Source organism: Ruegeria sp. CJ3 (assembly GCF_056536725.1).
The window spans coordinates 369,765-384,044 of record NZ_JBQFQE010000004.1 but is presented as its reverse complement, the minus strand read 5'-3'; the positions used below and the strand labels follow the sequence as shown (position 1 = coordinate 384,044).

Sequence of the window (14,280 nt, the reverse complement as noted above, 5' to 3'; positions counted from 1 at the left end):
CTAGCCCGCAAAGAGGCCCGATGGCCATGAAAACGCCGCGCTTCTTCGCCAGTTGTCAGACAGGTGGGCATCACAGGTCTCCGGTTGCCAGCAAAAGCTGTTTCCAGATCGCCGTTTCATCAAACAAGGTCCATTCGCGGCGCAGGCGGATATCGCCGCCGATCAGCTCCCCCCATTCTGCGTGGCTGATACCCAACACATACAGCTCGGCCCCGGTGGGTATGCCAAACGCCCCCCAGCCATCATGTTTGCCATGCAGGCTCCAGCGAATTGCGGACCGGGGCGGCATGTTTGGATCATCGCGCCCGATCTGGTGGTGGATGGTAAAAGTGGCGTTGGGCAGTGCTGCGCGCAGGGACATCCAGAACCGGTCTACCGCGTCGCGCCCATGGCCGATGGCCCCGCCCGGATATTCGCTTTGCACCGCGCGGTCATAGTCGCGTTCGACCGCGCCCATATCCGCGCCCATCATCCGGGTCAGCAGATCGGCATGGCGCTGGCCCCATTCATTGTCATTGCCGCGCCCGGTATAAGGCCCCGGAAGATCGTTGGCAGGGGTCAGAGGTTTCGCGCAAGCCTCGGCCCCACCCTCGCGCGCGATTAGGTCGCGGGCAAACTCTTTCGGCTCCCACCCCATTTGCCGGACGATCGCGCCGTTGTCGCGGATCAGCCACTCATCGTCGATCGCGTTGTTGCGCGCATGGCAGTCGGCCAGAATGCGATAGCGCAGTTTGGAACCCGTCGCCTTACCAAACGCACCATCACCCAGATGGGTTGCGGTGGACATGATGCGGTGGCTCGACAGCATCCCGTCCTCGGGCGTGCCGGACCAGATCACATCCTCGCCCAGAAGGGTGCGGTCGGGGAACTCAGCCAGCGTCGCCATGGTCGCGCCGATGACACCCTGATTGCCGGTCGAGACACTGCCCGGCATCCGCACCACTATATCTTTGCCGTAGTACTCGTGCAGCGTGGCGATGCCGCGATCCTCCCAGATCTCTTTTGTGATGCCGATGATGTAATCCGGGAAGTCCCGGAATTTCGGATCAAAGCCCTTCATGTCTCAGTCCTTTGTGGTTTCCACCCCTTCGGCAAACGCGCGGAGGTCCGAACGATCAGCGGCCCGTCAATGGCCACTTTGCGCGGTTCGGCCGTGGCCGGTGTGTCGATATGGTCAAGCAACGCGGTTACGGTTTCAGCCACCATCAGGTTTGCGCGCTGGCGGATTGTCGTCAGGTTATAGGCAGGCCACCCGGCTGGTGGCACGTCGTCATAACCGATGACCGAGACATCCTCGGGCACGCGCAGGCCCAATTCGAAGCGGATCACGTCCATCACGGCCAAAGCCATGTGATCATTGGCGACAAACACCGCGTCGGGCCGTTTGTCGGGGGCAACATCAAACATCCGACGGGCAGCGGCGCGCGCGTTTTCGGTGTGGAAATCTCCGACATCATGGGCGAACACATCCTGCCCGCCTTCGACCAGGGCCGCACGGAACCCCGCCTCGCGGTCGCGCTGGGTCGAGGCGCCCTGCCAACCCGCGATGTAGGCGATACGGCTATGCCCACCGGCCAGCAGAAACTCGGCCACTTTGCGCCCGCCCGCATAGTTGTCCGAGGCTACCGTGGTGATCCCGTCAAGATCCTGCGTACGGTTGAATAGCACCACGGGAACGCCGGCCTGCTGGCAGCGTGTGGCGATATCCGACGACATCGGAACCGAGGCCAGAATGACCCCGTCCACCTGATAATCCAGAATCTCATCCATCACGTCGTCAATATTCCCGGCCGAGCGGGAGGCCATGAAGATCAACACGTGATAGCCCTGTTCCTGCAGCGCATTGGACAGTTTCTCGAGCGCCTCAGGGTAAAAGTAATTCTCGAGATACCCGACCACCAGACCTATGATCCGGCTCTTGCCCGAGACCATGGCGCGGGCCAGAACATTGGGTCTGTAGCCCAGTTCAGAGGCGGCTTTGCGCACTTTGTCTTCGGTCTTTTTGCTCACGGACGCGCCGGGCGTGAAGACCCGGCTGACCGCCGATTGGCTGACACCAGCCAGTTGCGCAACCTGAAGGGATGTGACCTTTTCAGCCATCAGTCCGCCGTCCACCCGCCGTCAATCAACATCGAGGTGCCCGTCACCAGCGCCGAGGCGTCCGAGGCCAGATAGGTGACCGCGCCCATGATGTCTTCGACTTCGCCCACACGATCCAGCTTGATCTTGTCCATGATCCAAGCGGCCCGTTCGGGGTTGTCGAAGGTGGCTTGTGTCAGCGGTGTGCGGATGAAGGTCGGGCAGACCGTATTGATGCGGATGCGCTGTTTGCCCCATTCGATCGCCATCGCTTTGACCATGCCCTCAAGCCCATGTTTGGTGGCGCAGTACAGCGCTCGGTCCACACCGCCTACGTGGCCCATCTGGCTAGAGATATGGATGATCGACCCCGGCCGCCCCGCCGCCAGAAGCGCCTTGGCCGCGTAGGATGATAGGAAATAGGCCGACCGCAGGTTGACGTCGGTCACCGCGTCGAAATCCTCGGGCGTGGTGTCGATTGCCGGGCCGTGGCGGGCGGTTCCGGCGGAATTGACCACCACGTCAAAGGCGCGGCCGTCGAACACTTGTTTCAGCGCCTGCAAGTCACCCTGATCCAGCACCGCAGCCTCGGCCGACCAGCCCTGCGCCTGTAGCGCGGCGACGGTCTCTGCCAGTCTATCCGCCCCGCGCGCAGCACAAACCACATGCGCTCCGGCTTCGGCAAGCGCAACGGCGCAACCCTGACCGATACCCGACGAGGCACCGGTGACCAGCGCGGTTTTACCGCTTAGCGAAAACGAGGGGGTGCGGGGCAGGTCAGTCATCAGCTCATTCCATCCGGTATCTCAATACGGCCCATATTCCGGGCCTTGTTGAATTCCCGCAGGCGGGCGAACACGTCAACGCCAAGTTGGCGATATGCGTCCAGAAGATCGACCAGCACCCAGTTTTCGCGGATCAGGCCATTCTCGAGCCGCCAGAAATCAAGGCTGCGCATGGTGATCCGCTGGCCCGAGGGCGCAATCCCCATCCAGCCGTCATGAGTCACGGTCTGGATCATGTTCGGCCACCCGGTGACTGCGGCATACTCGCCATCGCCGAAGAAGTGATAGGTGATGTCATCCACATACTGCCCGCGATCCGGCATCCCGTTCAGAAACGGAATCTGGTGCCAGTTGCGGAACCCCGCATAACCGCGCCCAGTGCCGATCCCGGCGGGGCCGTACCAGTTCATGCGGGGGTGCCAGAACTTCTCCATCCCCATCACCTCTGGCCCGCCTTCCGAGGGGTGTTTCTTGAGGTGATCCAGCATGTCGATGATGTGCTGGCATGTCTGCTGGCCCTTGGCGGCATCATATGGCCCCGGCACCAGACCATCCTGTGTCGCGGGACCCGGCACATGCCATTCGTGCCCAAGGCTAGGGGCCATGGGCCAGGCGTTGGCCTGCATCATCACTTCGGGGATGTCCCACAGCGCCTGCATCTCAACGATCTTGTCATCGCTGAAGCGATAGAATTCGTGAAACCGCATCGTCACCTGATGGCCGGTCGGGGGGATATCCAGCCACGGCCCGGTGAAGGTGCCGGTATAGTAGCCGCCGCAACCGACCCAATCCGCGCCGTGTTCATCCGGCCCGGCTGTGACGATGTAGTCGCGCCGCTCCAAGTCAGGCCATGCGTCCAGCAAACCTTTGTAAGCGGTGTCATAAAACGCGTCGCTGCCTGTGCTGTCGCCGAACGGATGGCACAACCGAAACAAGGCGTCCGGAGCGCTGACATTTGCCAACGCCTGCCGCACACCCGTTTCGGTGAAATCATACATAGCCGCCCTGACCTGCGCGATCAGGGCCTTGTGCTGTGTATGGATATCACTCATTCGGCGGCGTCCCGATAGGGTGCGGCCTCACCATAGGGGACGTTGATCCCGCCATAGCGGCGGACGCGGACATTGCATTGCTCGGCATGGCCCACGAAGCCTTCCAGCATGCACAGGCGCGAGCCGTATTCGCCGATCAGCGTCGCCGCCTCATCAGTCAGAACCTTCTGATAGCTGTGGGTTTTCAGGTATTTACCCACCCAAAGCCCGCCGGTATAGCGCCCGGCCTTTTTGGTGGGCAGTGTGTGGTTGGTGCCAATCACCTTGTCGCCGTTCGACACATTGGTGCGCGGCCCGAGGAACAGCGCACCGTAGCAGGTCATGTTCTCAAGGAACCAATCGTCGCGGTCGGTCATGACTTGCACATGCTCGGACGCGATGTCGTCGGCAACTTTCAGCATCTCGTCATAGGAGTCACAGACAATCACCTCGCCATACTCGGCCCAGGACACTTTCGCAGTATCGGCGGTTGGCAGGATGCCCAGCAGGCGGTCGACCTCGGCCAGAGTATCCTCGGCCAGTTTGCGTGAATTGGTCAGCAGCACGCAGGGGCTGTTGTATCCGTGCTCGGCCTGACCCAGCAGGTCGGTTGCGCAAAGCTCGGCATCGGCGGCGGTTTCATCCGCGATCACCATGGTCTCGGTCGGACCGGCGAACAGATCAATGCCCACGCGGCCAAACAGCTGGCGCTTGGCCTCGGCCACAAAGGCGTTGCCTGGGCCGACCAGCATGTGGACGGGATCAATGGTTTCGGTCCCCAGCGCCATCGCGCCGATGGCCTGAATACCGCCCATCACGTAAATCTCATGCGCCCCGCCCAGATGCATCGCGGCAATGACCGCCGGGTTCGGCTTGCCCTGAAACGGAGGTGTGCAGGCGATGATGCGCGGCACGCCCGCCACGCTGGCCGTCGCAACCGACATATGGGCCGAGGCCACCATCGGGAACTTGCCGCCGGGCACGTAGCAGCCCACCGATTGCACGGGGATGTTTTTGTGGCCCAGAATGACGCCCGGCAGGGTTTCAACCTCGATATCCAGCATCGAGTCCCGTTGCGCCTGCGCAAAATTGCGCACCTGTTCCTGGGCGAATTTAATATCGTCCAGCTCGCGGTCGGTCAGCTGGCCGATCAGATCGTCGATCTGCTCCTGCGACAAGCGGAACGAGGCGGGGGAATAGTTGTCGAACTTCTCGCTCAGCTCGCGCACGGCGGCGTCACCACGGGTTTCGATGTCTTTCAGTGTGGCCTCGACCACGGCGCGGGTCTTGGCGTCATCCTCGGCCCGGTCAGCGTCGGACTTGCCGCGTTTGAGATACTCGATTGCCATAGTCCTGATCCTTACTTGTCGGGGCGGGGGGCGATTTTCTCACCACGGTCATAGGCTTCCCAGCCCTCGCCATTGAACAGATCGACCCCCAGCTGTGCAGCCACGTGGGCGAAATCCACATTCACCCAGTTGTCGACGATCTTGCCATCGACCACTTTCCAGAAATCCATGTAACGAATTTCAACCCGTTTGCCGGTGGGAGCGATTCCCAGAAACTCGCCGGAATGGGTGGCCTCTTGCCGGCCAAAGGCGGCGGCCCATTCGCCCATATAGAGGCGTGCCTCGTCGATGCAGGTCTTGTCGGAAAACGCCGCCTGGAAGGGGCGCTGCCAGTTGTCCTGGAACTCTTTCAGGCCGGTCTTGGTGCCGCAGCCCTGATTGCCCATCCAGCGGAACCCCTTTGAGAAGAACTCGCCGATATCGTCAATACGGTGGTCGTTCAGACCATCCACCATGGTTTCGATCACGCGGCGCGTGTCTTCGGTTTTGCTCAGATCCGTATCACGGGTCAGAACTGCTTGTTCCGGGCGGGAACCCTTCATTTCTTTATCCTTTTACTGCGCCTGCGGTCAGTCCGCTTACGATTTGGCGTTGGAAGATCATCACAAGGAAGAACAGCGGGGCGATGATCGACACCGCAGCGGCCACGGCGACCACCTGATCGGTCGTCGTTGTCTCGCGGTTGAACATGCCCGCAATGGCGGGGACCATCGTCTGGTTCTGCGCATCGAGCAGAAGCGAGGTCACAAGAAAGTCGTTATAGGCCAGCAGGAAGCTGAACAGCCCGGTCGTGATCACTCCCGGCCACATCACCGGCATGATCACGCGGCGGAAGGCCTGAAAGTGGTTGCAGCCATCAACCCGCGCGGCCTCGTCCAGTTCGGCCGGGATGTTCTGGAAGAACGAGCGCAGCATCCAGATCGTGAACGGCTGGTTGATCGCCACCAACACCGCGATCACAGCGAAAGGCTTGCCATACAGCGTCGGTGCATTCTCACCCAGAATGGGCGCCAGCCATTCGGCTGAGTTGATGAAGACCGGCAGATAGCCTGCCACCAGAACCGAATGCGGCAGCGCGCGGAAGATCAGCGCGATCAGCAAAATCCAGAAGGCCAGTGTCGAGCCCGACCGCGCCAGACCGTAACCCGCCAGCGTGCCCACGGTCAGCGATACGGTCACAACCCCGGCGGTCACGATCAGCGAGTTTTTGAAGTTGTTGGAAAAGCCCCGATCGACCCAGACGGTCTTGTAGTGCTCGGTCGTGACGCCCAACACGTCGCGACCCAGAGGGCCGAGCAGCGGGTTCAGCAGGTTCAGAACCGCGGGCAGGACCACAAAGAACACCAGCAGGAAAGCGATCAGGGCGACAAGCACTCCGACCACCCAACCGAACCACGCCTGACCCGGAGCGGTGTATTCCTTGATCTTCGCGGGCAGCACCTTTGTCACGACCATGGCCGCACCCCAGATCACCGCGATCCCGAATAAAATATCCAGAACCGACAACCCGTTCCCTGTGGCCAGCGTCGCCGGGCCAAAGATCACATTCAGCGCGTTGCTGTCATAGGCGTCCACTGGGGATTTGACGCTCATGATCGCGATCCAGACGATCGGGAAGGCGGCAACCAGACACCAGAAAGCAAGGAAGATGTTCGAGGTCAGCCGCAGGCTGAGAGGTTGGCGAAGCGCGCGCGAGGACATATCAGTGGCCTCCTTTATGGTCGCGCCAGGTACGACGCAGCGGCAGGATCAGCAGAAGGACGATCCCGATCATGGTCAGCATCGCGCTGGCCGAGGCCCGGCTGATCGACCGGTTGCCCGCCTGATCCGGAACGAGGAAGTCAAAGGTCAGCCATTGCAGCGAGATGACATAAGCCTGGCTTGAGAAACCGACGATCTCTTCGAACACCCGGTAGGCGTCCATCAAGTGAATCATCGACACGAAGATGATCAGCGGCATCAGATGCGGAATGACGATGTATTTCATGCGCTGCCAACGAGTCGCCCCATCGATCACGGCGCTTTCCAGACTGTCCTGATTGACGGTCTGAAGCCCGGCATAGAACACCACCGCCGCAAACGGGGCCACGTGCCAGACGCGGTAGAACATCATCAGTATTTCTATCGTCCACGCCTGCGCAAACAGCGCGATGTCTCGGTTCAACCACCACTCCAGCAGCGCGGTCAGGATGCCGTCACCACGGAACAGCCAGTTGATCGACAGCGCGCCAATCACTGGCGTGATGATGAAGGGCAGCAGCGAGATAAAGATCACCGGCCCGCGGATCGACCGCGCAGCGTTGTTTATCAGAACCGCGATACCCAGCCCGAACCCAATGACCAGAGGCAGCGTGATGAGCGTGAATGTCAGCGTGAATCGCAGTGCCTTCCAGAAGTTGATCGTGGACAGGACCGACCAGTTGCCCTCGGTGATCGCGCGCCAGGCCCGTTCCGGCTCTAGCACGTTGCGATAGCTTTGCAGGCCGACATATTCGGTTTGGGTGATCACCTCGCCATGTTCATCCAGCTTGGGCTGCGACTTTTCTTCGGTGACGCAAGTCTGGGTCAGGAAGCCGGGGGTACAGGTTTCGACCTCGACCGTCTCATAAATGGGTTGGGTGATGTAAAAGCTCTGCTTGAACACGCTGACCAGTGGGAACGCGATAAAGAGAAGCATCATAAAGACAGAGGGGCCAACAAAGGCGGCAAATGTCCGGAAATTCATGGCTCTGCCTTTCTCATGGTTCTCAGGTGGAGAGTTAGGGAGGGCCGGGGCCCTCCCCAGAGAGGATCAGTTGCTGATCAGACCGGCTTCTTTCGCGGCGGTGATGTAGTCCGCCTCGATATCGGCTAGCGCGGTCTGCGCGTCTTTGGCACCTGTCAGGTAGTCGGCCAGACCGTTGCCCAACGCGCTGTGCAGAACACCCATTGCGGCGCTGGCCGGGTAGGCCCCCGCACCGTTTTCCGCCGAGGCAGCAGCGCCCGCAGCCAGTTCGCCGGGCTGGTAGGCTGCGTTCAGCCAGACAGCAGTGTCATTGTTGGCGCTGACCATGTCACCGTCGATCCCTTCCATGACCAGACGGAAGGCAGCGTCGGCCTCTTCGTCGCTCATGTTCGAGGCCAGCACGATGCCGTCCCACCAGATCGTGGTCGAGGGACGCTCGGAGCCCATCGGGGCCGAGGCCATGGTGACCTTGCCGACCACCTGGCTTTCGGCCTCGTCATTCATGGCAGCGGCGCGGCTGGCCCACAGGTTTGCCATGGCGATCTTGCCCTGCTGGAACTGCTGCTGAACATAGGTGGAATCGGACACGAGGTATTCGGGATCCATGAACTCGGTCATGGCCTTCATCGTCTCAAGCGCTTTAACGCCCTTTTCATTGTTGATCGCAGGCATGTTGCCTTCGCCGATGAACGTGCCGCCTTCGCCCATATACATATTGACGAATTCCTGTGCGAGGTTCCAACCGGTTTTGAAGGTGCCGCCGATGGGATATTCCATCACACCGGCCTCTTTGATCTTGGCCGCGGCGGCCAGAACGTCGTCATAGGTCTTGGGCTCTTCGATGCCCAGATCGGCCAGAACGTCCGAACGGTACATCAGGTGCTGCGCGTTCACCATCATAGCGATCGCCATCACCTGACCATCCACCTTGATCAACTGGTTGGGCAGCAGGTCTTGCCCGTATTTTGCAACCAGATCATCCAGCGGACGGATCGAGCCCGCGTTCAGCAGCGGGATCATGGTTTCATTCGCAACGCCGCCAATCTGATAGAGCGAAGGGTTGGCCGCAAAGGCTTCGGGCTGCTTCTCGCGGAATTCCTGGTCCAGCGAGGCGCTGAAATTGCCGCATTCGGCCATCGCATCCGTTACCGCTTTCCAAGCCTCGAAACCGGCTGACAACGATTTCAGCGGCACTTCGTTTTCATAAGAACAGGCTGCCGATGCACCGCTTGCTGCGATGGCCATGGCCCCTGCCATTAGGATTGTCTTGAGTTTCATGCGTTTCTCCCTGTCAGGATGGGTCCGTCGTCGACGTCCGGACCGCTGTTGCGCCCCTATGGGCTGTTGTGGGGGTTACTCCCCGATCCGCGCACCGCTTCCAGCTTCGAAGAGGTGACAGATTTCTGTTGGCACCGAGAACGAGACATCATCTCCGATCTCGGCGCGGAAAGCTTTGTCGGCCTTGACCGAAACCAAGGCACCGCCGACCCGGACCGAGATCATGGTTGCGTCGCCCAGCAGCTCCAGCGTGTAGATCGGCGCGGTGATCTGCCCCGCGCCTTCGGCAAGGCTGGCATCTTCGGCCCTGAAGCCCAGCGTCATCGGACCGTCCGGCGCATCGACCGGAATTTCGACATGCTCGGCGCGGAACACGCCGCCCGATACCTCGCCGTCCATCAGGTTCATGGCGGGTGAGCCGATAAAGCTGGCCACAAACGTGTTCGCCGGACGGTCATAGATCTCGGTCGGGCTGCCGACCTGCTGCACCACGCCCTGTTTCATAACGACCACGCGGTCGGCCAGTGTCATGGCCTCGATCTGGTCGTGGGTCACATAGATCGTGGTCACAGCCAGCTCATGGCTGAGGTTCTTGATCTGCGCCCGGGTCGAGACGCGCAGCTTGGCATCAAGGTTCGACAGAGGCTCGTCCATCAGGAACACATTCGGCTCACGCACGATGGCGCGGGCCAGCGCCACGCGCTGTCGCTGCCCGCCCGACAGTTCAGCGGGTTTGCGATGCAGGAAATCGTCCAGCTCGACCATCGCGCTCGCGCGGCGCACCTTGTCGTCATGGGTTGCAGGGTCGATGCCGCGCACTTTCAGCGGGAAGCGGATGTTTTCATAGACGTTCATGTTGGGATAAAGCGCATAGCTCTGAAACACCATCGCCACATCGCGGTCTTTGGGCTCCAGATCGTTGACAACGTTGCCGTCGATCAGAATGTCGCCCTCGGTTACATCCTCCAGCCCTGCGATCATCCGCATGGTGGTAGTCTTGCCGCAACCCGATGGCCCGAGCAGCACCAGAAACTCGCGATCCGCGATCGTCAGGTCGAAATTATGCACCCCAACAAACGCACCCCATCGCTTGCCGACGTTCCGCAACTGAATTTCCGCCATGGTGCCCCCAACAAGGATTCGGTTTTGCATACGTTTGCAAAACTGTAATTCGCATGTATCAAATCAGGCAAGACTTTTTTGCATACGTATGCAAGAATGCAGCGGTCGCCCGATTCATGCCTACTGCACCACACTCGCAACACCCTGACAAAAATGGGAAATACCGTGACCTTCCAGAAAGAGAAAAAAGTTGTCTCCGACTTTCACGCGGCCTTGGAGTCAGTGTCAGTTCAAGATGTTTCCAGTGTGTTGGGCCGTTTCTGCACACCGGATATGGTGTGGCGCGGCTTTCATCCATTCAACCTTGTCGAAGGCTCCGAACAGGTCGCCCTGCGGTTCTGGACGCCTCTGAAATCCAGCCTGACCCAATTGCAGAACCGGGTCGATGTCCTGTTCGCCGGGCAGAATTCGCTGCGGGATGAGGCGGATGTTTGGGTCGTCACCATGGGGCATCTGATGGGGCTTTTCGACCATCCCTGGCTGGGCATTCGTCCGACCAGTAGGCTGGCGTTTCTGCGCTATTGTGCATTCTACAAAGTCGCCGACGGAAAGATCACGGAAACGGCAATGTATTTCGACATACCCCACCTGATGATGCAAGCCGGACAGAATCCGTTTCCTCCGCAAACAGCCGCGCATCTGGTCCAGCCCGGCCCAAGGCCACATGACGGCCTGCTGTTGGCAGAACAGCCCGTTGCAGACGGAGAAAAAACACTGGCAGTGATCAACGCGATGATCACGGACCTTGGCCAGTGGCAAGGCAGGTTGCCGCTTGAAGAAGAGTTGGCCCGAACCTGGCACCACGACATGATCTGGTGGGGGCCCGAGGGGATCGGCGCGACCTACACGATCGAACGCTATGCCAAGCAACACTCGGGACCGTTCCGCGCCGCTTTCAAAGACCGCTCAAAGACCAACCATATCTGCCGTCTGGCCGAGGGGCACTATGGCGGATTCTTTGGCTGGCCCAACTTCACGGCCACACCCTCAGGGGGGTTCATGGGTATGCCGGCCACGGGCAGACCCGGCGAGTTCAGGGTGATCGACATCTATCGACGCGCACAGGACAAGCTGGCCGAAAACTGGGTATTCATCGACCTATTGCATTTCTGGAAACAGCAGGGTGTCGACATTCTGGGTCGTACAACAGGGATTGAAGCGCCATGAAGATAGACGCCCATCACCATCTGTGGGACCTGAACGCGGTCGACTATCCTTGGTTGATGGAAAAGGGCGCCGTCCGTTTCTTTGGCGATCCCACGCCGATCCAGCGGGACTACTTGTTGCCAGAGTATCGTGCGGATGCGTCGGCACAAGGTTTCTCTGCTTCGGTCCATATCCAGGTCGGTGCCGCGGATCCCTGGGCCGAGGCGCAGTGGGTGCAATCCGTGGCCGACCGATATTCGGACTGGCCACTGGTTCAGGTCGTATTCTGAGATCTGACGGCCAATGATCTTGAGGAACAACTCGACCGCTTCCAATCGCTACCCTTGGTCCGTGGTGTTCGTCAGATCGTCGGACGCGCGCCCGGCGAAGATGCCAAGACCGGTACAAACAGACTGCTTCAAAACCCGGATTTCCGAACTGGCCTGAAAACCTTGGGCGAGCGGGGTCTTTCCTTTGATCTGCAATTGCTTCCCGAACTGATGGAGCAAACAGCCGAAGTGCTTTCTCAGATACCGAGTACGTCTGTCGTGCTTTGTCACGCTGGCTCACCACATGACCGCAGTGCCGAGGGGTTAAGCCACTGGCACGAGGCGCTTAGTTCCCTTTCGACGTTGCCGCACGTCTATTGCAAACTCTCCGGCCTCGGCATGTTTGATCACAACTGGAGCGTGGAAAGCGCCGCGCCAATCGTTTCAACCTGCTTGTCGCAATTCGGTGTCCATCGTTGCATGTTCGGATCGAACTTTCCGGTCGATAGTCTCTCTTCAACTTATGAAGATTTGGTTTTGCGTCTTCAAAAGCTGATCCCCGCAGCGCAGCAGAACAGCGTGTTCCACGATACAGCAATTAGATACTACCGTATCGAGTGAGCCTTGAAGCGGTGCGCGAAGTTTCTCCGTCGGCCTTGGAGCGTCGAAGCCAATTGAGCCGCGTGTCACCGCTCCGAGTCAGATTGGCCCCTAGCCGCCACTGGAGTTGAGAACGAAATGCTGCAGTGGCAGCCGACAATCCTGACATTTGCTATGGGCATGTAATGTTCACGCTGCAAGAGATGAGAACTGCGCAACTCACATTAATGGACGAATAGATCCCATGAAGCCGACTGTTACGCGGTAGTTCTCACGTCGTTTGGGCAGTAGTCTTTTGAAGTTAGCTTGGAGCAGCCAGTCACGCTTGAATATCTCATGACCTACCGATTTTTCCACCCTTCAATCAACCCAGCCGCCGCTTCGGCGCAGCTCTGCGGAAACTGGTCCGATGTCCGGGCTTTCATGATCGCGTGAAGCCCCAGCAATAGTCCGATCAGCAGCCTCGCACTTCCCACAGGGTCAACATCGGCGCGCACCGCGCCCTGTGATTTGGCATGGTTGAGGATTGCCGCAAACCGCCCTTCCAACGCGATCAGGTACCGCTCGATTCGCGCGTTGACCTCGGGGTCAGAGCGGTCGAATGAACTGGTCGAGTTATAGGCAAGACACCCGGCATCTTCGATCTTTGGCATCCGCTCGGCCGAAGCGATGCCCCTACCAAAAGGCTTCACGCTCGGCCCATGTTGCAAATGCCTTCACCACGCCCGGGCAGATCGAATGGCTGGACGGACAGGACATGCTGACCAGCTTCGACGCACCCAATTCTCAGGTGCGCCGGGTGTTTTGCCGGGCTTGTGGGAAGACGCTGCCATTCGAGACACAGAACGGAAAGTTTTTGGTTGTCCCCGTTGGCAGTCTGTCCCGCCCGCTCTCAGGAACCGCCAACGCGATTGTCGGATGGGTGTCCCGGCCTGCGTGGTATGATGAGGTGCTGGGATTGATCGAAGAGACTCGCAACGCAGAAAAGCAGCCTAATGAGCATCAAAAAGGGGATTTCACCCGACTTCCCGTTTGACTCGAAATATGTCGAGGTGAACGGGCAGCGCATCCACTATGTCGACGAAGGCGAAGGCGCACCGGTTCTGTTTCTGCACGGCAATCCGACCTCGTCCTATCTGTGGCGTAACATCATCCCCTATGCCGCCAGGCAGGGCCGCGCTATCGCGATGGATCTGATCGGCCTGGGCAAATCGGATAAGCCGGATATTCCCTGTCGCTTTGTCGACCACGTTCCCTACTCTGACGGCTTCATCAAGGCGCTGGGGCTGAAGGACATGACGCTGGTCATCCATGACCGGGGCTCGGCATTAGGGTTCCACTATGCGCATCGGCATCCTGAAAACATCCGCGGCATCGCGTTCATGGAGGGCGTCATTCGCTCGATGAGCTGGGGCGGGTTCCCACCCGACTTCCGTACCGGGTTTCGCATGATGCGGACGCCCGGGCTGGGGTGTATGATGATCTCGGGTCTAAATATGTTCGTCGAGAAAATTCTGCCAAGCGCCGTTGTGCGCGACCTGACACCGCAGGAAATGGAGCGCTATCGAGCGCCATTCCCCACCGCGCGCAGTCGCAAGCCGGTTCGGGTGTGGCCTTGTGAAATACCGTTCGACGGCACACCTTCGGACGTTCACGACATTGTCGACGCCTACAGCCGTTGGCTGAGAGAAACTCAGATCCCGATGCTGATGTTCCATGCGAAACCCGGAGGCATCATCGGGCCAAAAGAGGTCGCCTGGTGCCGCCAAACCATCCAGAATCTCGACGTGGTGGATATCGGCGAAGGCATTCATTTCCTGCAGGAAGATAACCCCCATCTGATCGGAGAAAAGCTGGAGGACTGGCTGGCGCGGCTGCCCGCATGACCCTGTCCTG

Annotated in this window: 16 protein-coding genes; 5 read left to right on the top strand and 11 right to left on the bottom strand. The window is 59.7% G+C overall.

Annotated features, from left to right (window positions below; genetic code table 11):
• Positions 1-70: 70 nt before the first annotated feature.
• From ACR0J1_RS10175 to ACR0J1_RS10130, 10 genes are all read right to left on the bottom strand, one after another.
• Positions 71-1,060 (bottom strand): nuclear transport factor 2 family protein, encoded by a 990-nt coding sequence (locus ACR0J1_RS10175; protein ID WP_480732198.1) that lies wholly within the window; start codon positions 1,058-1,060, stop codon positions 71-73.
• A complete protein-coding gene (locus ACR0J1_RS10170; protein ID WP_480732200.1) occupies positions 1,057-2,100 on the bottom strand; it encodes a LacI family DNA-binding transcriptional regulator in 1,044 nt (347 codons plus the stop codon). The genes ACR0J1_RS10175 and ACR0J1_RS10170 overlap by 4 nt, the downstream gene beginning before the upstream one ends.
• On the bottom strand, positions 2,100-2,864 hold the full coding sequence (locus tag ACR0J1_RS10165; protein WP_480732202.1) for an SDR family NAD(P)-dependent oxidoreductase: 765 nt from the start codon (positions 2,862-2,864) through the stop codon (positions 2,100-2,102). Before ACR0J1_RS10165 ends, ACR0J1_RS10170 begins: the two co-directional genes overlap by 1 nt.
• The gene (locus ACR0J1_RS10160) at positions 2,864-3,916 is read right to left on the bottom strand and encodes an ester cyclase (RefSeq protein WP_480732204.1); all 1,053 of its coding nucleotides are present in this window, start codon (positions 3,914-3,916) and stop codon (positions 2,864-2,866) included. The genes ACR0J1_RS10165 and ACR0J1_RS10160 overlap by 1 nt, the downstream gene beginning before the upstream one ends.
• A complete protein-coding gene (hisD, locus tag ACR0J1_RS10155) occupies positions 3,913-5,244 on the bottom strand; it encodes a histidinol dehydrogenase (RefSeq protein WP_480732206.1) in 1,332 nt (443 codons plus the stop codon). Before hisD ends, ACR0J1_RS10160 begins: the two co-directional genes overlap by 4 nt.
• Before the next feature lie 11 nt (positions 5,245-5,255).
• Entirely contained in the window at positions 5,256-5,786 is a 531-nt protein-coding gene (locus tag ACR0J1_RS10150; protein WP_480732207.1) for an ester cyclase, read from the bottom strand.
• A 4-nt stretch (positions 5,787-5,790) separates the two neighbouring features.
• Positions 5,791-6,945 carry a carbohydrate ABC transporter permease gene (locus tag ACR0J1_RS10145; protein ID WP_480732209.1) on the bottom strand — a complete coding sequence of 385 codons (1,155 nt, stop codon included), beginning with the start codon at positions 6,943-6,945 and terminating at the stop codon, positions 5,791-5,793.
• A 1-nt stretch (position 6,946) separates the two neighbouring features.
• Positions 6,947-7,969 (bottom strand): carbohydrate ABC transporter permease, encoded by a 1,023-nt coding sequence (locus ACR0J1_RS10140; protein ID WP_480732210.1) that lies wholly within the window; start codon positions 7,967-7,969, stop codon positions 6,947-6,949.
• Positions 7,970-8,035: 66 nt separating this feature from the next.
• Positions 8,036-9,247, bottom strand: a complete 1,212-nt coding sequence (locus tag ACR0J1_RS10135; protein ID WP_480732211.1) for an ABC transporter substrate-binding protein — start codon at positions 9,245-9,247, stop codon at positions 8,036-8,038.
• A gap of 75 nt (positions 9,248-9,322) precedes the next feature.
• Entirely contained in the window at positions 9,323-10,369 is a 1,047-nt protein-coding gene (locus tag ACR0J1_RS10130) for an ABC transporter ATP-binding protein (RefSeq protein WP_480732213.1), read from the bottom strand.
• Positions 10,370-10,522: 153 nt separating this feature from the next.
• On the opposite strand from ACR0J1_RS10130, the gene ACR0J1_RS10125 reads away from it, so the two are divergent.
• Genes ACR0J1_RS10125 through ACR0J1_RS10115 form a run of 3 tightly spaced genes read left to right on the top strand, consistent with a single transcriptional unit; the run spans position 10,523 to position 12,405 of the window.
• Positions 10,523-11,536 (top strand): nuclear transport factor 2 family protein, encoded by a 1,014-nt coding sequence (locus ACR0J1_RS10125; RefSeq protein ID WP_480732214.1) that lies wholly within the window; start codon positions 10,523-10,525, stop codon positions 11,534-11,536.
• Positions 11,533-11,805: a hypothetical protein gene (locus ACR0J1_RS10120; protein WP_480732215.1), complete on the top strand. Its 273-nt coding sequence runs from the start codon at positions 11,533-11,535 to the stop codon at positions 11,803-11,805. The genes ACR0J1_RS10125 and ACR0J1_RS10120 overlap by 4 nt, the downstream gene beginning before the upstream one ends.
• A 3-nt stretch (positions 11,806-11,808) precedes the next feature.
• Positions 11,809-12,405 (top strand): amidohydrolase family protein, encoded by a 597-nt coding sequence (locus tag ACR0J1_RS10115; protein ID WP_480732729.1) that lies wholly within the window; start codon positions 11,809-11,811, stop codon positions 12,403-12,405.
• A gap of 320 nt (positions 12,406-12,725) precedes the next feature.
• Here the strand turns inward: ACR0J1_RS10115 and ACR0J1_RS10110 are convergent, their stop codons facing one another.
• Positions 12,726-13,037 (bottom strand): TetR family transcriptional regulator C-terminal domain-containing protein, encoded by a 312-nt coding sequence (locus tag ACR0J1_RS10110; protein WP_480732217.1) that lies wholly within the window; start codon positions 13,035-13,037, stop codon positions 12,726-12,728.
• Between ACR0J1_RS10110 and ACR0J1_RS10105 the strand changes: the two genes are divergently transcribed.
• Positions 12,986-13,420: a GFA family protein gene (locus ACR0J1_RS10105; protein ID WP_480732219.1), complete on the top strand. Its 435-nt coding sequence runs from the start codon at positions 12,986-12,988 to the stop codon at positions 13,418-13,420. The two genes, ACR0J1_RS10110 and ACR0J1_RS10105, sit on opposite strands and share 52 nt — an antisense overlap.
• Complete coding sequence (locus ACR0J1_RS10100; RefSeq protein ID WP_480732221.1) at positions 13,380-14,270, top strand: haloalkane dehalogenase; 891 nt, start codon at positions 13,380-13,382, stop codon at positions 14,268-14,270. The genes ACR0J1_RS10105 and ACR0J1_RS10100 overlap by 41 nt, the downstream gene beginning before the upstream one ends.
• Positions 14,271-14,280: the final 10 nt, after the last annotated feature.